Origin of the sequence: Rhodobacter lacus (assembly GCF_042683065.1) — a bacterium.
GTDB lineage: Bacteria > Pseudomonadota > Alphaproteobacteria > Rhodobacterales > Rhodobacteraceae > Rhodobacter > Rhodobacter lacus.
The window spans coordinates 1-18068 of sequence record NZ_JBHUIX010000021.1 but is presented as its reverse complement, the minus strand read 5'-3'; the positions used below and the strand labels follow the sequence as shown (position 1 = coordinate 18068).

General features: G+C 65.4%; 24 protein-coding genes. 15 read left to right on the top strand and 9 right to left on the bottom strand.

Annotation, left to right across the window (positions count from 1 at the left end; translation table 11 throughout):
• Positions 1–61: 61 nt before the first annotated feature.
• From arsJ to ACFSM0_RS17305, 4 genes are all read left to right on the top strand, one after another.
• A complete protein-coding gene (gene arsJ, locus ACFSM0_RS17320; protein WP_377393647.1) occupies positions 62–1252 on the top strand; it encodes an organoarsenical effux MFS transporter ArsJ in 1191 nt (396 codons plus the stop codon).
• 103 nt (positions 1253–1355) lie between these two features.
• Positions 1356–1664 carry an ArsR/SmtB family transcription factor gene (locus tag ACFSM0_RS17315; RefSeq protein ID WP_377393494.1) on the top strand — a complete coding sequence of 103 codons (309 nt, stop codon included), beginning with the start codon at positions 1356–1358 and terminating at the stop codon, positions 1662–1664.
• Positions 1661–2722, top strand: coding sequence for a permease (locus ACFSM0_RS17310; protein ID WP_377393491.1), 1062 nt, complete (start codon positions 1661–1663; stop codon positions 2720–2722). Before ACFSM0_RS17315 ends, ACFSM0_RS17310 begins: the two co-directional genes overlap by 4 nt.
• 11 nt (positions 2723–2733) lie before the next feature.
• Positions 2734–2970 carry a thioredoxin family protein gene (locus tag ACFSM0_RS17305; protein ID WP_377393488.1) on the top strand — a complete coding sequence of 79 codons (237 nt, stop codon included), beginning with the start codon at positions 2734–2736 and terminating at the stop codon, positions 2968–2970.
• A 425-nt stretch (positions 2971–3395) separates the two neighbouring features.
• Here ACFSM0_RS17305 and ACFSM0_RS17300 read toward each other — a convergent pair whose 3' ends face one another.
• The 8 genes from ACFSM0_RS17300 to ACFSM0_RS17265 form a co-directional block, all read right to left on the bottom strand.
• Positions 3396–4655: an FCSD flavin-binding domain-containing protein gene (locus ACFSM0_RS17300; protein ID WP_377393485.1), complete on the bottom strand. Its 1260-nt coding sequence runs from the start codon at positions 4653–4655 to the stop codon at positions 3396–3398.
• 3 nt (positions 4656–4658) lie between these two features.
• Positions 4659–6353 (bottom strand): thiosulfohydrolase SoxB, encoded by a 1695-nt coding sequence (gene soxB, locus ACFSM0_RS17295; protein ID WP_377393482.1) that lies wholly within the window; start codon positions 6351–6353, stop codon positions 4659–4661.
• Positions 6354–6412: 59 nt separating this feature from the next.
• Positions 6413–7285, bottom strand: coding sequence for a sulfur oxidation c-type cytochrome SoxA (gene soxA / locus ACFSM0_RS17290; RefSeq protein ID WP_377393479.1), 873 nt, complete (start codon positions 7283–7285; stop codon positions 6413–6415).
• 11 nt (positions 7286–7296) lie between these two features.
• Entirely contained in the window at positions 7297–7626 is a 330-nt protein-coding gene (gene soxZ / locus ACFSM0_RS17285) for a thiosulfate oxidation carrier complex protein SoxZ (RefSeq protein ID WP_377393476.1), read from the bottom strand.
• A gap of 12 nt (positions 7627–7638) precedes the next feature.
• Positions 7639–8058 carry a thiosulfate oxidation carrier protein SoxY gene (gene soxY / locus ACFSM0_RS17280; RefSeq protein ID WP_377393473.1) on the bottom strand — a complete coding sequence of 140 codons (420 nt, stop codon included), beginning with the start codon at positions 8056–8058 and terminating at the stop codon, positions 7639–7641.
• Between the two features lie 28 nt (positions 8059–8086).
• A complete protein-coding gene (gene soxX / locus ACFSM0_RS17275; protein ID WP_377393470.1) occupies positions 8087–8560 on the bottom strand; it encodes a sulfur oxidation c-type cytochrome SoxX in 474 nt (157 codons plus the stop codon).
• Between the two features lie 117 nt (positions 8561–8677).
• Positions 8678–9235: a thioredoxin family protein gene (locus ACFSM0_RS17270; RefSeq protein WP_377393467.1), complete on the bottom strand. Its 558-nt coding sequence runs from the start codon at positions 9233–9235 to the stop codon at positions 8678–8680.
• 8 nt (positions 9236–9243) lie between these two features.
• Positions 9244–9981, bottom strand: a complete 738-nt coding sequence (locus ACFSM0_RS17265) for a cytochrome c biogenesis CcdA family protein (RefSeq protein ID WP_377393464.1) — start codon at positions 9979–9981, stop codon at positions 9244–9246.
• A gap of 122 nt (positions 9982–10103) precedes the next feature.
• Here ACFSM0_RS17265 and ACFSM0_RS17260 point away from each other — a divergent pair, with 122 nt between their 5' ends.
• The 3 genes from ACFSM0_RS17260 (at position 10104) to ACFSM0_RS17250 (ending at position 11554) form a co-directional block, all read left to right on the top strand.
• Positions 10104–10466: a hypothetical protein gene (locus ACFSM0_RS17260; RefSeq protein ID WP_377393461.1), complete on the top strand. Its 363-nt coding sequence runs from the start codon at positions 10104–10106 to the stop codon at positions 10464–10466.
• A 92-nt stretch (positions 10467–10558) separates the two neighbouring features.
• Positions 10559–10933 (top strand): ArsR/SmtB family transcription factor, encoded by a 375-nt coding sequence (locus ACFSM0_RS17255; protein WP_377393458.1) that lies wholly within the window; start codon positions 10559–10561, stop codon positions 10931–10933.
• A gap of 54 nt (positions 10934–10987) precedes the next feature.
• On the top strand, positions 10988–11554 hold the full coding sequence (locus tag ACFSM0_RS17250; protein ID WP_377393455.1) for a DUF302 domain-containing protein: 567 nt from the start codon (positions 10988–10990) through the stop codon (positions 11552–11554).
• 57 nt (positions 11555–11611) lie between these two features.
• On the opposite strand, the gene ACFSM0_RS17245 is transcribed toward ACFSM0_RS17250, so the two are convergent.
• A complete protein-coding gene (locus tag ACFSM0_RS17245; protein ID WP_377393452.1) occupies positions 11612–12496 on the bottom strand; it encodes a fructose bisphosphate aldolase in 885 nt (294 codons plus the stop codon).
• A gap of 313 nt (positions 12497–12809) precedes the next feature.
• Between ACFSM0_RS17245 and ACFSM0_RS17240 the strand changes: the two genes are divergently transcribed.
• From ACFSM0_RS17240 to hemP, 8 genes are all read left to right on the top strand, one after another.
• The gene (locus ACFSM0_RS17240) at positions 12810–13289 is read left to right on the top strand and encodes a hypothetical protein (RefSeq protein WP_377393449.1); all 480 of its coding nucleotides are present in this window, start codon (positions 12810–12812) and stop codon (positions 13287–13289) included.
• Between the two features lie 206 nt (positions 13290–13495).
• Positions 13496–14623: a patatin-like phospholipase family protein gene (locus ACFSM0_RS17235; protein WP_377393446.1), complete on the top strand. Its 1128-nt coding sequence runs from the start codon at positions 13496–13498 to the stop codon at positions 14621–14623.
• Positions 14624–14691: 68 nt separating this feature from the next.
• Positions 14692–15033, top strand: a complete 342-nt coding sequence (locus ACFSM0_RS17230; RefSeq protein WP_377393443.1) for a zinc ribbon domain-containing protein YjdM — start codon at positions 14692–14694, stop codon at positions 15031–15033.
• 96 nt (positions 15034–15129) lie between these two features.
• A complete protein-coding gene (locus ACFSM0_RS17225) occupies positions 15130–15327 on the top strand; it encodes a PLDc N-terminal domain-containing protein (RefSeq protein WP_377393440.1) in 198 nt (65 codons plus the stop codon).
• A gap of 63 nt (positions 15328–15390) precedes the next feature.
• Entirely contained in the window at positions 15391–16179 is a 789-nt protein-coding gene (locus tag ACFSM0_RS17220) for a hypothetical protein (protein WP_377393438.1), read from the top strand.
• Positions 16180–16185: 6 nt separating this feature from the next.
• Positions 16186–17199: an AI-2E family transporter gene (locus ACFSM0_RS17215; RefSeq protein WP_377393435.1), complete on the top strand. Its 1014-nt coding sequence runs from the start codon at positions 16186–16188 to the stop codon at positions 17197–17199.
• Positions 17200–17276: 77 nt separating this feature from the next.
• Complete coding sequence (locus ACFSM0_RS17210) at positions 17277–17453, top strand: hypothetical protein (RefSeq protein ID WP_377393432.1); 177 nt, start codon at positions 17277–17279, stop codon at positions 17451–17453.
• Between the two features lie 74 nt (positions 17454–17527).
• A complete protein-coding gene (gene hemP / locus ACFSM0_RS17205) occupies positions 17528–17662 on the top strand; it encodes a hemin uptake protein HemP (RefSeq protein WP_377393645.1) in 135 nt (44 codons plus the stop codon).
• Positions 17663–18068: the final 406 nt, after the last annotated feature.

Genomic DNA, 18068 nt, shown 5'->3' with positions numbered 1-18068 from the left:
GCAAACGGCGCCTTCGCCGCTGCGCGCCTATGCGGCGGTAACGGCGGCCTATTGGGCCTTCATGCTCTCGGACGGCGCGCTCAGGATGCTGGTGTTGCTGCATTTCAACGGCCTCGGCTTCTCGCCGGTGCAACTGGCGTGGCTGTTCCTGCTTTACGAGATTGCGGGCATCGTCACCAACCTCGCGGCGGGCTGGCTGGCGGCGCGCTTCGGGCTTGCGGCAACGCTTTACGGCGGGCTGGCCTTGCAGATCGGCGCGCTGGGCGCGCTGGCGCAACTTGATCCGGGCTGGTCTGTCGCGGCCTCCGTCGTCTTCGTGATGGCGGTGCAGGGGGTTTCGGGCGTCGCCAAGGATCTCGCCAAGATGTCCTCCAAATCCGCGGTCAAACTGCTGGCCCCCGCAGAAGAGGGGGGGCTGTTTCGCTGGGTGGCAGCGCTCACCGGCTCGAAAAATGCAATCAAGGGGCTGGGCTTCTTCCTTGGCGCGGCGTTGCTTGCGCTTATGGGGTTCACCGCCTCGGTCTGGGCGATGGCGGCGGTGCTGACGGTCATTCTGATTGCGGTGGCGCTGTTCCTGCCTGCGGGCCTGCCGGGGCGGATGAAAGCCTCTGAAAGCTGGTCCGGCTGGCGATCAAAAGATGTGCGGGTGAACCGGCTCAGCCTTGCGCGGATGTTCCTGTTTGGCGCGCGCGACGTGTGGTTCGTGGTCGGGATACCGGTTTATTTTCAGGCGATCCTCTCCGATGGCACGGCGGAGGGGCGGCGCGAGGCCTTTTTCCTCGTTGGAGGCTTCATGGCGCTCTGGATCATGGCCTACGGGCTGGTGCAGGGGCTGGCGCCACAGCTTTTGGGCCGCAAGGGGCAGGCCGAGGCCGAAACGCTGCGCAAGGCGGTGCGCTGGGCGGGCGCGCTTGTGCCGGTGCCGTTTGGTCTGGCGGTGGCGGTGTGGTGGGCCGGGGGGGCAGCGCCTTGGCTCACCGCGCTTCTGGTGGCGGGGCTCCTGTTCTTTGGCTTTATTTTCGCGGTAAATTCCTCGGTCCATTCCTACCTGATCCTTGCCTTCGGATCGGCCGAACGGATCACCCGCGACGTGGGCTTTTACTACATGGCCAATGCGGCTGGCCGGCTCCTCGGCACGGCCCTTTCGGGGCTCAGTTATCAGCTTGGCGGGCTCGCGCTCTGCCTTGCCACTGCGGGGGCGATGGCTTTGGCAAGCTGGCTTGCGGCGCGGCGGCTCTTGCCCGCGGCGTAAGCGGCGTTCTCTGACCCATGCGAGCGGGAGCCAGAGGCCGGGCTGATCTGGATCAAGGCGCAATCGCGCGCTTATGCGCAAATGCGCATGAAGGGAGCCGCCGATGATGCTGTCTGTCCTGTCCGCGCTTGCCGAACCGACCCGCCTGCAGGCCGTGTGCCTGCTCGCCGATGGCTCGGAGCATTGCGTTTGCGAGCTGATGCAAAAGCTCGGCGCGACGCAAAGCCGGATGTCGCGGCACATGCAGGTGTTGCGGGGGGCGGGGCTGGTGCTGGACCGGCGCGATGCGCAATGGGTGCGCTACCGGCTCAACCCGGAGATGGCGCGCGAGGTCCGCGCCGTTCTCGACGCGGTGATCTGTGCCGAGCGCGCATCGGCGCCCGCGCGCAGAGGGGGCAGGGAGGTCGCATGAGCCTGCAGATCACATCCGGCCCTGCGCCAAACCGCCCGGCCTGGTTGTGGCATCTGGGCGTTGTGGCGTGCCTGATCCTCTGGGGGCTGGCCTATCGCGCGCTCGCGCCGCTGGCCGGGGGGCTCACCGCCTTGTTGCCGCTTGATCCCGAAAGCCATGCGGGCTCGGCGGTCGCGTTTTTCCTTTATGATGTGCCCAAGGTGCTGATGCTGCTCACCCTCATCGTCTTCGTGATGGGCGTGGTGCGCAGCTTCTTCTCCCCCGAGAAGACCCGGGCCCTGCTGTCGGGGCGGCGCGCGGGCCTTGGCAATGTCATGGCTGCGGGGCTCGGGGTGCTGACGCCCTTTTGCTCCTGTTCGGCGGTGCCGCTGTTTGTGGGCTTTGTCTCCGCTGGCGTGCCGCTCGGGGTGACCTTTTCCTTCCTGATCGCCGCGCCCATGGTGAACGAGGTGGCGCTGGTGTTGCTGTTCGGCCTAGTTGGCTGGCCGGTGGCGCTGACCTATCTTGGCTTCGGGCTCGCCATTGCCATCCTTGCGGGTTGGGTGATCGGCAAGCTGCGGCTTGAGGGCTGGCTGCAGGACTGGGTGCGCGATCTGCATGCCGGCGCCACCTCTCCCCCCGCTTTTGAGGCGGAGCGGTTGACGCTGGTCGAGCGCTACCGGGCGGGCCTTGGCGTGATGCGCGAGATCCTCGCCAAGGTCTGGCTCTGGGTGATCCTTGGGATCGGCATGGGGGCGCTGATCCATGGCTATGTGCCGCAAGATCTGATGGTGCGGATCATGGGGGCAGAGGCCTGGTGGTCGGTGCCTGCTGCCGTGGTCATGGGCATTCCGATGTATAGCAACGCAGCCGGCGTGATCCCGATCGTCGAGGCGCTTTTGGGCAAGGGGGCGGCACTCGGCACGGTGCTCGCCTTCATGATGAGCGTGATCGCGCTCAGCCTGCCCGAGATGATCATCCTGCGGCAGGTGCTGACCCTGCGCCTGATCGCCGTTTTCATCGGTGTGGTGGCGAGCGGCATCCTTGCCGTCGGCTTTCTCTTCAACCTGATTTTCTGAAAGGAATGGCCATGAAAAGCATCAAGGTCTATGGCCCGGGCTGCAAGCGGTGTGAAACCACCGCCGCGATGGTGATGGAAGCCGCCGAAAAGCTTGGGCTCGCTGTCGAGGTCGAGAAAGTCACCGATCCGAAGGCGATTGCGATGGCGGGGGTGCTCTCCACGCCGGGCATCGCCATCGACGGCAAGCTTGTCCATGCGGGCGGATTGCCCGAGGCTGCCAAGCTGGAAAGCTGGCTGAGCGCCTGACAGAAAGCGGCCCGCCCCGCCGCGCGCGGCGAGGATTGATTTTGCGCGCGGCGCGCTCGGGCGGCTGGTGGCGGTCTGGCTTTTTGCTTTTTCGACCGCGGTGATCTGGGGGCAGGGGCGCAGATTGGGGGCTCTTCGCTCTGACGAGGCCAGAGGATGGCCGTATAATGGTTTGAGAGGCAGCGCCACCCTTTCGCCCAGACGTTCCAGCCGCCGGCCCCGCCGGCATCGCCCCTGCGCCCCTCGTCGATCTGCTCGACGGTGGCGGGATGGCGCGCAAGGATCTGCTGCAGCTCTGCTTGCGGCATCTGCCAAAAAGAACCTGGGGCGGAAGCACAAGAGAGCCGTCCGAGACGGTGTCGATCCGCGCCGCGCCCGCGGTGATCAGAGAGCGGCGGCGGGCGAACATGGGGCGCCTTTCCGGCTCAGCCGAAGATGGCCTGGGTAAAGGCCTCATACCAGCTTTGCGCCTCCTCAAAGGTTGCGCGCCGGGTTGCGGCCGCCTCACCGGCGGCGGAGACAAAGCTCTCCACCTGCGTGATCCCCTCGGGGCGCGGTTCGTAAAGCCCGGCAAGCTTCACGGCATCGCCCGGCGCCAGCACAGACCAGCAGATATTGGCATAATGATCAGGCAGGCGCGCGCGGCCAAAGAGATCGGCGCGGAGCGCTGCGGCCGCCATCTCGGCTTGCGAATGCGCGGCAAAGGCCCCCTTCGGCATCGCCCCCTGCGCGCTGGCATCGCCCAACACCCAGATCTGCGGATCGGCCTGCGCGCGCATCGTGAACGGGTCGACCGGCACCCAGCCCGAGGCATCGGTGAGCCCGGCGATCCGCGCCAGCGCGCCAGCCCGTTGCGCCGGGATGACATTGCAGACATCGACCGTTTCCGCCGCGCCCTCGACCAGCACTTCCATCGTGTCGGGGCGCACGGCCAGATCCGTCGCGCCGAACTCCGGGCCGAACCATGTCACCATGCCGTTGGTGTAGCTGGCCCAGGCATTCTCGAAGAGGGTCTGTTTCGAGAAATGCTCTTTCGGGTCAAAGATCAGGATCTTGGCGCGCGGGTTCATGTGCTTGAGCCGATGCGCGATCATGCTCACCCGTTCGTAAGGCGCGGGCGGGCAACGGTAGGGATTGGGCGGCGCGATCAGCGCGACGGTGCCGCCCTCGCGCATCGTCTCGATCTGGTGCTTGAGGCGCAACGTCTGCGGCCCTGCCTTCCACGCATGGGGCATGATCTCGGCCACCTCTTCCGACCAGCCGGGCACGGCACCGGGCACGAACTCGATCCCCGGAGAGAGCACGAGCCGGTCGTAAGCGCGTGTCGCGCCCGAGGCGAGCCGGAGCCGCCTTTGCCCCCTGTCCACCGCGATGACGCTGTCAATCACCACCTCGGCGCCCGCTCGTGCAAGCCCCTCATAGCCGAATTGCAGGCTCTCAAACGGCCTGAGCCCGCCGATCACATGGTTGGAAAAAAAGCAGGTGGTGTAGCGCGGGGAGCGTTCGATCAAGCTGACCGCGATCCCGCCTTCCTCGGCGAGCAGCCGCGCGCAGGAGGCGCCGCCCGCGCCGCCCCCGACCACGACAACGCGCGGCGGGGATTGGCCCAGCAGGGCAGGCGCCGCAAGAGCGGGCGCGAGCCCCATCGCAGCCGCCAGCATCCGGCGGCGAGAAAGCGCGCGCATGGCTCAGATCCCGCTGACGCGGACGGCCTCGGAGGGGGGCACCCGCACTGTGCCGAGCTTTTTCACATGCGCCTCGATCACATCCCAGATCTGCGGCCCCTCCGTGCCCTCGGTCACCGAGGCCCAGCCCGCGACCGTATAGGCGCGCCCGGGCTCGACCGCGGCGCCATTGTCGGAAAGCTCCATGGCCGAGATGCGGTTGCCGATGGGCTGGCGCACGTCGCAGGCAAAACGAAGGCCGCCGACCCGCACCATGTCGCCGCCCTGCTGGTAATAGGGATCGGTGTTGAAGATGTTGTCGGCCACGTCTTCGAGGATTGTCTTGAGCGCTTCGCCCGTCATTTCCGTGCGGTAGCACTGGCCATAGGTCATCGAGGTGACGGCGTGGATATCTTCGCGGGTGATCGCATCGCCCGGCAGAAGCGAGGGCCCCCAGCGCACGCCGGGAGAAAGCGCGATCTCGGCGTCGCGTTCGGAGCGGATCGCATCGCAGATCAGATCGTCCCAAGTGCCCTGAAAATTGCCGCGCCGATAGAGCAGGCTCTCGGTGGTGCCGATCTTTTCTTCCGCCTCGGCCTTGAAGGGCGCGCGCTCGGCCTCGATCAGCGCGGCCATCTCGGGGTCTGGGGGGAGCGCATCGGAAAAGATCGGGATCAACTTGTGGCGAAAGCCCATCATGCGGCGATCACGCACGTCCAGATCAATGCGGGAGACGAATTTTCCCATCGAGCCGGAGGCGATCAGGATCGTCTCGCCGATCCGCACCGGTTCGGGCAGGGCGTCATGGGTGTGCCCCGTCAGGATCACATCAATCCCCTTGACGCGGCGCGCCATCTTGCGGTCGACGTCAAAGCCGTTGTGGCTGAGGCACACCACGAGATCGGCGCCTTTCGCCCGCACCTCGTCGACCATCGCCTGCATCCGCTCCTCGCGGATGCCGAAGCTGAATTCGGGGAACATCCATTTCGGATTGGCAATCGGCAGGTAAGGGAAGGCCTGACCGATCACCGCCACCTGCACGCCGCCGCGCGCGAAGATCGTGTAGGGCGCAAGCGCGGGCTCGTCCCATTCCACGTCAAAGACATTTGCGCCGAGGAAGGGGAAATTGAGCCCGGTGTCGACCAGATCTTTCACGCGGTCTGCGCCAAAGGTCCATTCCCAATGCGAGGTCATGGCATCGACGCCCAGAAGGTTCATGGCATTGACCATGTCCTGCCCCTTGGTGCGCAAGGAGGTCATCGAGCCGTGCCATGTATCGCCGCCATCGAGCAAAAGCGCCTCGGGCCGCGCTGCGCGAATGGCCTTGACCACGGTTGCGACCCGGTCAAGCCCGCCCATCTTGCCATAAGCCCGCCCGAGCGCGGTGAAATCCTCATAGGTGAGGGCATAGGCCTCCGGGCTCTCGGGGCGGATGCGGAACATTTCGAGGAAGGCCTTGCCCACCACATGCGGGGGCTGGCCGCGCACCGCGCCCACGCCGATGTTCCACTCGGGTTCGCGAAACCAGACCGGTTTCATCTGCGCATGGAGATCGGTCAGGTGGATCAGCGTCACATTGCCGAAATCCTCGAAGGCGAGCAGGTTGTCCGCGGTGAGCGCCTGTTGTGCGGCGAGCCTGGACCAGTTGCCCACGCCGGAGCCGCCCCAGAGGGCGGAGGCGGCGAGCGAGGCTTGCAGAAATTCGCGCCGGGTAATCATCGGCCTCTCCCTTCATGAAAATGCGCGGCCAAACCGGGGGCGGGTGGCCGCGCCCGCGGTCAATGGCGCACCGAGACACCCTCGACCGAGAGCCCGTTGCCGCGCGAGGCGACATAGAGCTCAAGCGCCTTGAACTCGGGCGAATTGGGCTTGAAGGTCTCGGCCCGCGTATCGCGCACGCAGCCGACAAAGCGCTTTTGCGCCGAAAGCAGGCCCGCATCCTTCAGCCGATAGACCGGGAAGCCGTTTGTCTGCCCCTGGCTGAGGTGGTCGGCCCGGATCATATGGCCAAAATACTGCTCGTGGCAGTTGGCGCAGGCCATCTCAAGCTGGCCGTACCGGGTATAGTAGATCTCCTTGCCCTGCTCCCAATAGGGGGCGGCGGGCCCGTCAATCGCCACATTCACGGCCATGCCGCGCGATTGCATGGAGATCAGGGCGAGCATGTCCGACATGTCGGTGGAGGTCCAGTTCCAGCTCTCAAGCCCCATGCGCTGGGTGAGGCAGGTGTCGATGTAATTCTCCAACGTCATCAACGCGCCCGTCTTTTCATCCACCCGCGGCGTGACCGCGCGCAGCCCTTTCAGGGATTCCGGCCCGCCGTGGCAGGAGGCACAGCTTTCGCCCTTCGCACCGATGGCGGCGTTCCATTTGTCACGCCCGCGGTCCACAAAGACCATGCCGGGGTTGTCGAAATCGTCGCGTTCCAAAGCGCGCGTCTCGGCGTTGCGGAAGCGCCAGCCGGAATAGATGGTTTCCAGCACGCCCTTGAGATGCACGGGCGCGGGCGCCTCGGTGACGATCTCGACCGGGCCATTTTCCCCCTCGATCACCAACTGGTCGTCAACCGGGGTGGCGTGGAGGGGCAGGGCGAGGGCAAATACGGCAAGAACAGGTGACAGACGGGCTCCGAGGGTCACTTTGCGTGTCATGACACTCCCCGTCAGGCGAGGGCAATCGGCTTCGTCTCGGTGTAGACCGAGCCGTCGTCGTCATACCATGTGAAGAGAAACTCCCCCGCCGCATCGACGCGGGCATCGAAATCGAAGTAGGGGTTCGTCGAGACCGAAGGGTTGATCGCCACATCGATCACATTCGCCCCGTTCAGATCGCAGGTGAAGCGGTGGATGATCGAGCGGGGGATAAGCTGCCCCTCGCTGTCCTTGCGTTGACCGGTTTCCATCTTGTGACTGATCAGCGCCTTGATCGTCACCACCTCGCCAGCAGCGGCGGTGGCGGGCACTTTCACCCGCGGTTTTGCGTCTTCTGCCATGATTTTCTCCCCTCAGCCGCCGCAGCCGCCGATTGTGACCTTCACCGTCGATTGCGCCTGAACCACCGAGCCATCGGCCATTTTTGCGAGCGCGATGACATCTTGCGTCTTCGCCAGCCGGATCCGCGTGGCGGCGCGCTGGCGGCCCGCGGCGGGACCAAAGGTGAAGGTGGCCACCGAGGGCTCTGGGTTGCCCGGCGCGATCAGCATGATCGCCACGGCGCCCGGCGCCTCCACCCCGATCGGCACGGTGTTGCCGTTCTCTGCAATTTCCGGTGCGGTGAGCGTGATGCCGCCGCTGCCGGGCGTGGCGCCGGCGGCGAAACTCGCGGTCAGCTCCTCGACCGTGGCGGCGATCCCGGCGCCGGGCAGGGCGGCTGCCGCCAGAGTGCCGAGCCCGAGCCAGAGCGCTTCGCGTCGTTTGAAATCCATTCTGTCCTCCCTCCCTGGCCCGTGGGGCTCAGTCTTTCAGCGTCAGCACGAAGGCCAGCACATCCTCGATTTGCGCCGCCGTCAGGATCGGCGGCAGCGGCTCGGTTGCGGCTTTGCCGCTGTAGGCATCGCCGGGCCGGATATAGCCTTCGGTTTTATAAAAGGCGGGCATGAAGCTGCCCTCGAACGTATGCTTGGAATTGGCGATGATGCCGCGCAGCTGTGCCTCGGAGTAACGGCTTGCGGCCCCATCGAGCGCAGGCCCGATATCGCCCGGAAAAGGCACATCGGGCAGCGCGCTGACGAGATGGCAGGCGACGCAGTTTCCGAGCGCATTGGTGGTCATCACCTTGACGCCCGCCTCCGGGTTGCCCGGCGTGCCGGTGAGCGAGGCCGCCACCGCGCCCTTTTCATACTGCACCGCTTCGGGCATGGTTTCAGACAAAGCCGGGGCGGCGGCGGCCAAAGCCACCGCGACCGCCAGCGCGCGCCGACGTGTCATTTGCTTCTCCCTGAAGTCTCCCTGACCCAACGATACTCAAGGTTTCCGCGCCGGGGCAACAGAAATATAAGAATCCGCGAATATACCTATGTATCGTTTGCGGCCGTGGGTGGTGTGTTAGTCCTGCGCCGTCATCCGGCGCGCAACATATTTCTGGAAATTCTCGCCGCTCTCGTCTCCATGGTCTTTTACCCAGGTGAGCAGCGCCTCGGTCATGCCCTTGTCAAAGGCGCCGGGCATCATCGCCACGGCGGCCTGAGTTGCGGTTTTGCCTTCAGGCACCTCTTCCGGCAGGAAAATCATCGTGGGCGTGAACATCACCCCCCAGCGCATCGCCATCTCTTTTTCGCTGACCATGGTGCCGTCGAAATCAGTCACCTCGACATCGCCAAAAAGGTTGAGCTGCACGACAAAGTAATGCTCCCGGATCAGAGCGTCGATTGCCGGATCGGGAAACACCTCCTCGTGCATCTTCGTGCAATAGATGCAACCGCGCTGCTCATAGATCAGCAGCAGGCGCTTGTGCTCGGCATTGGCCTCGGCCAGATCCTCGCGCAGATCCTTGAAGGTTTCGCGCAGCCAGTCGGGCTTGTGCAATCCATCCTCGCCGAGTTCCGTGGCAAAGGCGGGCAGCGCGGCGAGCAGCATGGCGGCAAGCGTGGTCAGTCGGATCATGGTCCCTCCTAACGGAGCATCGCGCTCCAGTCGAAATTGCGGATCAGCCAGTCCGAGATCCGGTTCACCGATTGTGTGGCAATGAGCAGGCCAAAGAGGATCAGCATCGCCCCCATCGCCTTCTCGACAGAGCCCATCAACGCGCGGTGGCGTGCGACCCAGCCAAGGAACGGCGCGGCGAAAAGGGCCGCGAGCACGAAGGGCAGGGTCATCGAGAGCCCGTAAACGAGCAGCAGAAGGGCGCCGCGTGTCAGATCGCCCATGCCCGAGGCGACCATCAGGATCGCGGCCAGAGCGGGGCCAACGCAGGGGGTCCAGCCAAAACCGAAGGCGAGCCCCATCACATAGGCGCCGAGCAGCGTGGTGGGTTTTGCCTCGGTTTCGAGCCGCGCCTCGCGGTAGAAGAGCCCGATCCGCAGCACCCCCAGAAACTGCAGCCCGAACAGGATCAGCACCGCCGCGGCGATAAAGGAGAGCTTGTCCTTCCACGCCGCGAAAGCCTGCCCGAGCGCCGTGGCGCCAAGGCCGAGCAAGACGAATATGCTGGTGACTCCAAGCGCGAAGAGCCCCGCTTGCAGCACAAGCCGCGCCTGCGCACCGGGCGCCAGCGTGCCCCCCGCGCGCAGGTCCTTCACCGAAAGGCCAGCCATGTAAGACAGGTAGAATGGCACCATCGGCAGGATGCAGGGCGACAGGAAGGACAAAAGCCCCGCCAGCGCCGCGCCGCCAAACGAAATATCGAGCATCGCCCCTCCCTGAAACCATGCCCTGAAAGCCCCTGAAGCGGCGCCCCCCTCCCTGAGAGCGCGCCTTGCCGAAATGATGGGGAGTTATTAGCATATTTCTATGTTCTAATGGAGCTGTCAACATGCTGCTGCGCGCATTGATCTTGTGGGGGATCGCGGCTCTTCCGCTTTGGGCGGGAGAGTTGCAGCTTCTGATGGTGGAAAAGCCGGGATGCCCATGGTGCGCGCGGTGGGAAGAGGAGGTTGGCCGCGGCTATGCGCGCTCTGACGAGGGGCAGGCCGCGCCGCTGATGCGCGTGCGCCTGCATGCGGCGCTTCCCGAGCCGGTGGCGCTGGCGCGTGCGGTGAGTTTTACCCCCACCTTCATCCTTCTGGACGACGGGCGCGAAATCGGTCGGATCGAGGGCTATCCGGGGGCGGATTTCTTTTGGCCGATGCTCGATGCGCTGATCGTTTTGGCACAAACGCCCGCAGGCCGCGAGTGATTGCGCCCCTCTGCAAAGATAGGTTGCAGGTAATTGTTTTGCGGTTGCACCCGATACCGCGCTGCGGCAGGAAAGGGGCAGGAGGAGCCGCGATGACCCTGGCGCAGACCCGCAGAGAATTCGATGCCGAGGCCCTGCCGGAGGCGGCGGCCCTGCCCGATGGGCTCGACGGTCTGGTGTCGGCGGCGGAGCCGGCCGCGAATTTCCTCAAGGCGCTGGGCCATGACGGGCGCCTTGCGATCCTGTGCCATCTGCTGCGCGGTCCGCATAGTGTCTCCGAACTCGAAAACCTGCTCGCCGCGCGTCAGGCGGTGGTGAGCCAGCAGCTTGCGCGGCTGCGGCTCGAGGGGCTGGTCGCGGCGCGCCGCGAGGGGCAGACGATCTACTATTCCCTGCTTGACCCGAAGGTCGAAGAGATGCTCCGATTGCTGTGCCGCCTTTACGGCCTGCCCGCGGCCGCGCACTGATCCCTTTCGGGGCTGGGCCGGGCGGAGGTCAGCACTGTCTCGGGGAGGAGAGAGATGGGCGTTTTGCGGACGATACTGGCCCTTGTGGGCTTTTTGGCGCTTGTCTGCCTTGGCTGGGGGGCGCTCACCTTTCGGGGCTTTGATCCGGCGGCGGGGCGGTTGTATCTGAGCCTCGCTCAAGAGCTTGCCCGCACCGGCAACCCGGCGGAAGCGATGGTCTGGAAGCGTCAGGTGGCCGAGGGGCTGAGCTATGACGAGGTGGATCAGTCGATCCGCTCGCTGGCGATGGATCTCAACATCCGCGATGTCGGCGCCTTGCCGCTGGGCGATCAGGTCGCGGCGATGAAGGGCGCGCCCTGGCGCAAGATGAAGGTCTATCTGTACTGCAACCCGCTCACCGCGGCGGCGATGGTCGATTATGCCACCGCTTATGCGGCCTGGCTGCCCTGCCGGGTGAGCCTGGTGGAAGATGCAGAGGGGCGGCTTTGGCTCTATACGCTGAACATGGATTACATGCTCCATGGCGGACGCCCGTTGCCCGCCGATGTGGCCGCGCAGGGCGAGGCGGTGCGCAGCGCGATTCTTGCGCTGATGGACAAGGCCGCGGAGGGCGATTTTTGAAAAAAGCCGCGTCCCGGAGGGCGCGGCTTGTGTCATTCGTGCGGGTGTCGCGCGGGATCAGCCCGCGATCGAGGCGCGGTAGATGCTGTCGATCGCCTCGGCGAGCGCGGCGTCGAATTCGGCATCCGACATCTGCGCGGTGAGCCCTTCGGAGAGCGCGCGGCTGAACGAGGCGATGATGCCGGTGTTGCGCGCAAGGATCTCGTTCGCTTCGGCGCGGGCATACCCACCCGAGAGCGCGACGACCTTGATGACCTTCGGGTGATCGACGAGGGCCTTGTAGGCATTGTCGATCGTCGGCAGCGAGAGTTTCAGCATCACCGGGGCGGAGACCGTTTCGAGCCCGGCCAGCAGCGCATCGCGCAGCATCGCCTCGGCGTCGATCTTGTCGGAAATCGAGATCGTCACTTCCGGCTCGAGGATCGGCACCATGCCCGCGGCCAGCACTTTCTCGCCCAGTTCGAACTGTTGCGCCACAACCGAGGAAATGCCCATCGGATCGGCGGCCGAAATCACCGAACGTTCCTTGGTGCCAAAGATCCCCTGTTCCGCGGCCCGCTCAAGCAGCGCATCAAGGCCCGGAATCGGCTTGAGCATCTGGCAGCCGTTCTTTTCTTCCTCAAGACCCTTGTCGATCTTCAGGAAGGGCACAACGCCGCGCTTTTCCCACAGATAGGTCGCGGTCGGAATGCCCTCGACATCACGGTCCATCGTCTGTTCGAACAGGATCGCGCCAACCACTTTGTCGCCGGTGAAGGCGGGGGAACGGATGATGCGGGCGCGCATCTCGTGGATCAGGTCGAACATCTCGGTTTCGTTCGAATAGGCATCCTCGTTGATGCCGTAGAGTTTCAACGCTTTCGGCGTCGAGCCGCCCGACTGATCGAGCGCGGCAATGAAGCCCTCGCCCTTCATCATGTGTTCCATCATCGTCTTCGCCATCATCGACCCCCGATTTCGGGCCCGGCTTCCCCCGGGCGGCACTTTGCAATTGCAGCACCGGGTTAAACGCTCGCGCGCGTGAAGGCAATTCTGGTTTCGCTAACGCGCTCCGAACGTTGCGGGAACATTGCCTTGCCGGGGCAGTTTGCGCAGCCTTTGCGCAGGGTGCGCATTTGTCGCGACCGGGATGGCGCCGAGCGGGGAGGGAGCGTGGTATCATGACACCATTGCCTGCTGGGAGCCGTTGCGGCGCATGTGATCGCCGCGCGGCTCGAAGGCACAAACCGTTGTTTGCGTGCGAGGAGGAGGGTTTATGCCGATGATCCGTCTGGCGATGATCCTTGCGATGCTGGCCGGTCCGGTCTTTGGCGCTGCGCCGAAATCCGCCTGCCTCTGGCTCAAGCTCGCGCGGCCCGAGGTGGTGCTTGGCGCCCCGGTCACGCTGACGCCCGGTTTTTCGCGCCGCAATGACGATACGGCGGTTTCCCTCTGCACGGCGCGCACCGAGGCGGGCGAGCAACTTGCACTGCTGTATCGCGTCACCCCCGCGGAGCCGCGCAGCCTTGAGGTGCTGGTGCAGGACTATTGTGCGGAACTCGGGGCGGTGATGGGGCCTGCGCCCGCCTTTGAACTGCTCGATCTCGGCGGCGCGGCGCTTTGGGAGGACAGCCTGCATCAACTCACCGTCTGGAGCCATGACGGGGCGCGGATGATGGTGTTGACGCTCTTTGGCGCACAGGCGCGCGCGCGCTGTATTGCGGCGGCAGAGGCGATTTTGGCCGCGGGCGGCTGACCACGGGCAGGGCGGCCCCCTGCGCGCTCTCGCCGCAGGCCGGGCAGGCTGGACGTGTGACGCGCGGCGGCGTTAACTGTTGCGGCCATGCCGCAACCGGCGTGGCGCCACGATCAGCCGCTGCGCTGCGGCTGTCAGACCACTGAATATGAGTCATCGGCCCCGGGCCTGGCCGCGGGGGTGTCATCTGACCTCAGGGGGGTATCATGCCATTTGGGACTGAAGGATTGCACGACGGGATCGGCCTTGCGCTTTCGGGCGGCGGATTTCGCGCAGCGCTTTTCCACCTTGGCGCGCTGCGGCGGCTGGTGGAGCTGGGGGTGCTCACAAATGTCGACCGGATCTCTTCGGTCTCGGGCGGCTCGATCGTCACCGGGCGGCTGGCAGAGGTCTGGGAAGAGTTTGCGGCCAACCCGGAGGTGGCCACTTTCGAGCGGCTGGTGGGCGACCCGGTGCGCGCGTTCTGCAGCCAGTCGATCGACCTGCCCGCGATTTTGAAAGCCGCGGCAAACCCGTTCAGCTCGGCGGGGGAGATGCTGGAAAAGGCCTATGCCGAGAGCCTGATCACCAAAAGCCTTGATGCCTTGCCCGATCATCCGACCTTCATCTTCAATGCCACCAACCTGCAAACCGGGCGCAACTTCCGGTTTTCGAAGGCATATATGGGCGATTGGCGGATCGGTTTGTTGCCGGGCCCGCTGCTGCCCGTTGCGCGTGCGGTGGCGGCGTCTTCTGCCTTTCCGCCGTGGTTTGCGCCGGTCACGCTGGCCCATCCGGGCCCGTTCGAGCCGGTCGAGGGCGCCGATCTGAACGGCACTCCGGCCTATACCCGCACAATCCGCCTCGCCGATGGCGGGGTTTATGACAATCTCGGGCTGGAAACGGTCTGGAAGCGCTGCAAGACCGTGCTTGTCTCTGATGCGGGCGCGCATTTCCAGCCGACGCCCCATCCGGGGCGCGATTGGCTCAGTCAGGCGTTGCGCGCCTATGACATTGTCACCGATCAGTCGCGCGGCTTGCGCAAGCGCTGGCTGATCGACCAGTTCGTCGCCAGCCGCTCGGAGGACGGGACGGCGCGCAGCGGCACTTATTGGGGGCTCGAGACCAATATCGCCCATTACGGCCTGCCCGATTGCCTGCCCTGCGCCCCCGCGGTGACGGCGGAGCTTGCGCGCCTGCGCACGCGCCTCAACCCTTTCACCGATCGGGAAAAGGGCATGTTGATCAATTTCGGCTATGCGCTCACCGATGCTGCGCTGCGCCGTCACACGCCCGACATCATCTCTTCCCACATGCCCGCGATCTGGCCGTACCCGGCCTATGCTCTGGGCTGAGCCCCCGCTCCCGGCGTTGCGACAATGTTTTTCTGGCGCGACGCCGGGGGACGGGCTAAGGGGGCGGCATGAGTGACACCTTGCCCCCGTGCCCCGAATGCGCCTCCACCTACACCTATGCGGTGGATGCGCTCCTTGTTTGCCCCGAATGCGGGCATGAGTGGTCCCCCGCCGCGGCAGGGGAGGCAGAACCGGTCGTGCGCGATGCGGTGGGCAATGTGCTCGCCGATGGCGACACGGTGACCGTGATCAAGGATCTCAAGGTCAAGGGCTCCTCGCAGGTCGTGAAGGTCGGCACCAAGGTGCGCGGTATCCGCCTTGTCGATGGCGATCACGACATCGATTGCAAAGTGCCGGGCATCGGCCAGATGGGGCTGAAGTCGCAATTTGTGAAAAAGGTCTCGGACTGAGACCGGCGGCGCAAAGAAACATATCGGATGCGCCATAGCGGAACCATTCCGCTGCCACCGCGTTGCCCCTGAAATCAACTTTCGGGGAGAACGGCGATGGACTTTTACAATGTCACGGGGATTGGCGGGGTCGTGCTTCTGGTGCTCGACCTCTGGGCGCTGATCTCGGTTCTGGGTTCGGGCAATTCGACCGGCAACAAGCTGCTCTGGGTGCTCCTGATCTTGTTCCTGCCGCTTCTGGGGTTCATCCTGTGGCTCTTTGCCGGGCCGCGTGGGCGCGCGCGTGCGCTGTAACAGCCCTTGCCGAAATTTGGCGCCGCCCCATCCTATGACTCCCGGCCAGATCAGGAGCCTGCCATGAGCCAGACCGAAGATTTCCGCGAAACGGCCGCCGACACCGGCGCGGAGGCGCCGCGGCTGTCGGCAAGGGATGTGCTTTTGCCCATCGCCTGGGTCACGGCGGGGCTCGCGCTGGGCGCGGTGGCGCTGTTGCGCGGCAAAGCTGATGCCGTGGCGCAGGCGGAGCCCGGGCCTGAAGCCGCGCCGGAAGATGCATGGATGGAAGCGGCGCGCGCGGCGCGTGCCGAGGCGCGCGAAAAGCTGCTCGTGCTGTACGAAGAGGGGCGGGCGAGCGCCGAGGCCAAGGCCGAGATCGCGGCGGAAATGGCGCGCAATCTTGCCGAGGCCTTCCGTCAGGGGCTGTCCGACGTAAGCGAGGAAGCGGCAGACCGCATTGCCGTGGCGCGGCAGCAAAGCTGGGAAGAGCAGGAGGCGCGCCGCGCGAGTGCGCGCGCGCGCACCGAACGACTGACGCGCGCGGCCGAAGAGACGGTCGAGGCGGTCTCATCGGCTGTCGCGCGAGAGGCCACCCGCGCCCGGCAGGGGGCGCAGAGCTTTGTGCGCCGCGCGGGCGCTGCCGCACAAGAGGGAAGCGACGCCCTTGCCGAGCGCTTCGATGAGGCGCTGGACGCGGCAGAGGGAGCCTTGCGCCGCGCCGCGCGTGCGACCGCCACACCCGAGACACCCGAGCCGGAGGCCGCATCGGCGCCGGAAGCGAGCGCAGAACCGCGCCCCAAGGCCGACCCGCGGCCACGCAAGGGCACGGCCAAGCCTGCGCCGAAGCGCCGCCCCAAAGGCTCGGTCTGATCTTTCATGGAGCGTACCGCCCAACTCTCGCTGATCGCCCTTGGCGCAATTGCGACGGTGGCGGCGCTTTCGGCGCTGCGCGAGCTTGCGGCGCCGATGGCGCTTGCCCTCGTCTTTGGCATCGTGCTCTCACCGCTGTCCGATTTTTGGGAGCGGCGCGGCCTTGCCCCGTCGATCGGCGCGTCTTTGAGCCTCGTGCTGACACTCGCAACGCTCGGCACGCTCGGGCTTTTGCTGCAACCGCTGGTGAGCGACCTCGTCGCGCAGGCGCCCAAAGTCTGGGCCGACAGTCAGGCGCTTTTGAAAGCCTTTCATGACCTGCTCAAGGGCCTCGTCGACGCCAGTCGCGAAGTATCGGGGGCTGGCGGGGGAGAGGCCGCTTTGCCGCAAGGCATGGTCGGGCTGCCATCGCTGTCCGGGGCGCTGATGATCGCGCCGCAGATCGCGGCGCAGCTCCTCACCTTCATCGGCACGCTGTTCTTTTTCCTGCTGACCCGGATCGAGATCTATGATTGGGCGGCGCGGCGGCTGGCGAGCCCTGCGGGTCGCGGCCAGCTGGCACAACGGCTGCGCCATGCGGAAACCACCGTGTCGCGCTATTTCCTCACGATCACCCTGATCAATGCCGCCCTCGGCATTGCCACCGCGGGGGTGCTGGAGCTGATTGGCCTGCCCGGCGCGCTCTCCTGGGGGATCGTTGCTTTTGTGCTCAACTTCGTCGTCTACCTTGGCCCGGCGGCCACCGCCGTGGCGCTTGCACTCGCGGGCGTGGCCGCGTTTGACGGCGCGGCGGCACTCTTTCCGGTGGCCGCTTATGGGGCGCTGATCACGCTTGAGGGGCAGTTCGTCACCCCCGCTCTCGTGGGGCGCCGGATGGCGCTCAATCCGCTCCTCGTCTTCGTTGCGCTGCTGTTCGGCCTCTGGCTCTGGGGGGCGATCGGCGGCATCGTCGCGATCCCGCTTATGCTCTGGGGGGTTGTTTTGCAAAATGGCGGGGGGATCGAACCGCGGCAGGGGTGAAAGCTGATGGAAAAAATCAGCTTTACATACCCAAGTGAATCAGTCAGGATAATGGGGTAGCGAACAAGGAGCCGCCGATGACCCCTGTTTCATCTTTTTGCCAGACCGTGCCGATGATGGCGCCCGAACTGGCCGAGCATGATCCTTTCGGTTTGACCGATCTGATTTCCGCCTTGTGCAAGGGGCTGGTGGCATCGCCGCTCTCATGCGCCGGGCTTGAGGCCGTGATCGATCGTGTGGAGGCGCGCGGATGACCCTTTATCAACCCCTCACGACCGGCGCCCCTGCCGCCGATGCGCTGTTGCAAGATCGCCCGTTTCCCGAGGCCGTGCGGCCTCAGGATTTGCCTGCGCATGATGCGCGCAATCTGACCATGGGCGGCAACTTGGCGCAGATCGTGCTCGACGGACAAATCTATACCCTTCGTATCACACGACAGGGAAAGCTGATCCTGACCAAATAGTCCCCATTCAGGATAGCGTCTCATCGCTGACTCGGGGCCGGGCAACCGGCCCCTTTTTTATGTCCGCGGATGAGGCGTGGCCCACCTGAGTCGTCCCCACCCACTCGCAGTGGCTCTTTGAGGTGAACCGCTGATGCGGTCGCGCTCGGGTCTTCCCGTGTCGCGGCGGGCCGCCCCCCCCTTTTTTTCGGCATCGGTCGCGCCTCCCGCCTGCGATGGGGCGCGATTCTTGCTCTGCGGGCGCGGCGCTCCGCGAATCTGGGCTGTGTTGGCGAAAATATTATTGCGTATTTGCGGGCCCCTCGCGCAATATTTCGTAATTCGAGCGATTTTGGCGCTCTTTTGGCGCGGCGTGGGGTGGGATGAGCGGAGCGACGGCGGGGCGGGTCTCGGGGGCTGTGCGCGA

What these genes read in the sequence shown, in the direction of transcription:
- arsJ (WP_377393647.1), top strand. Translation starts at nt 62, where the DNA reads ATGCTCTCGGACGGCGCGCTCAGGATGCTGGTGTTGCTGCATTTCAAC.
- ACFSM0_RS17315 (WP_377393494.1), top strand. Translation starts at nt 1,356, where the DNA reads ATGATGCTGTCTGTCCTGTCCGCGCTTGCCGAACCGACCCGCCTGCAG.
- ACFSM0_RS17310 (WP_377393491.1), top strand. Translation starts at nt 1,661, where the DNA reads ATGAGCCTGCAGATCACATCCGGCCCTGCGCCAAACCGCCCGGCCTGG.
- ACFSM0_RS17305 (WP_377393488.1), top strand. Translation starts at nt 2,734, where the DNA reads ATGAAAAGCATCAAGGTCTATGGCCCGGGCTGCAAGCGGTGTGAAACC.
- ACFSM0_RS17300 (WP_377393485.1), bottom strand. Translation starts at nt 4,655, where the DNA reads ATGCGCGCGCTTTCTCGCCGCCGGATGCTGGCGGCTGCGATGGGGCTC.
- soxB (WP_377393482.1), bottom strand. Translation starts at nt 6,353, where the DNA reads ATGATTACCCGGCGCGAATTTCTGCAAGCCTCGCTCGCCGCCTCCGCC.
- soxA (WP_377393479.1), bottom strand. Translation starts at nt 7,285, where the DNA reads ATGACACGCAAAGTGACCCTCGGAGCCCGTCTGTCACCTGTTCTTGCC.
- soxZ (WP_377393476.1), bottom strand. Translation starts at nt 7,626, where the DNA reads ATGGCAGAAGACGCAAAACCGCGGGTGAAAGTGCCCGCCACCGCCGCT.
- soxY (WP_377393473.1), bottom strand. Translation starts at nt 8,058, where the DNA reads ATGGATTTCAAACGACGCGAAGCGCTCTGGCTCGGGCTCGGCACTCTG.
- soxX (WP_377393470.1), bottom strand. Translation starts at nt 8,560, where the DNA reads ATGACACGTCGGCGCGCGCTGGCGGTCGCGGTGGCTTTGGCCGCCGCC.
- ACFSM0_RS17270 (WP_377393467.1), bottom strand. Translation starts at nt 9,235, where the DNA reads ATGATCCGACTGACCACGCTTGCCGCCATGCTGCTCGCCGCGCTGCCC.
- ACFSM0_RS17265 (WP_377393464.1), bottom strand. Translation starts at nt 9,981, where the DNA reads ATGCTCGATATTTCGTTTGGCGGCGCGGCGCTGGCGGGGCTTTTGTCC.
- ACFSM0_RS17260 (WP_377393461.1), top strand. Translation starts at nt 10,104, where the DNA reads ATGCTGCTGCGCGCATTGATCTTGTGGGGGATCGCGGCTCTTCCGCTT.
- ACFSM0_RS17255 (WP_377393458.1), top strand. Translation starts at nt 10,559, where the DNA reads ATGACCCTGGCGCAGACCCGCAGAGAATTCGATGCCGAGGCCCTGCCG.
- ACFSM0_RS17250 (WP_377393455.1), top strand. Translation starts at nt 10,988, where the DNA reads ATGGGCGTTTTGCGGACGATACTGGCCCTTGTGGGCTTTTTGGCGCTT.
- ACFSM0_RS17245 (WP_377393452.1), bottom strand. Translation starts at nt 12,496, where the DNA reads ATGGCGAAGACGATGATGGAACACATGATGAAGGGCGAGGGCTTCATT.
- ACFSM0_RS17240 (WP_377393449.1), top strand. Translation starts at nt 12,810, where the DNA reads ATGCCGATGATCCGTCTGGCGATGATCCTTGCGATGCTGGCCGGTCCG.
- ACFSM0_RS17235 (WP_377393446.1), top strand. Translation starts at nt 13,496, where the DNA reads ATGCCATTTGGGACTGAAGGATTGCACGACGGGATCGGCCTTGCGCTT.
- ACFSM0_RS17230 (WP_377393443.1), top strand. Translation starts at nt 14,692, where the DNA reads ATGAGTGACACCTTGCCCCCGTGCCCCGAATGCGCCTCCACCTACACC.
- ACFSM0_RS17225 (WP_377393440.1), top strand. Translation starts at nt 15,130, where the DNA reads ATGGACTTTTACAATGTCACGGGGATTGGCGGGGTCGTGCTTCTGGTG.
- ACFSM0_RS17220 (WP_377393438.1), top strand. Translation starts at nt 15,391, where the DNA reads ATGAGCCAGACCGAAGATTTCCGCGAAACGGCCGCCGACACCGGCGCG.
- ACFSM0_RS17215 (WP_377393435.1), top strand. Translation starts at nt 16,186, where the DNA reads ATGGAGCGTACCGCCCAACTCTCGCTGATCGCCCTTGGCGCAATTGCG.
- ACFSM0_RS17210 (WP_377393432.1), top strand. Translation starts at nt 17,277, where the DNA reads ATGACCCCTGTTTCATCTTTTTGCCAGACCGTGCCGATGATGGCGCCC.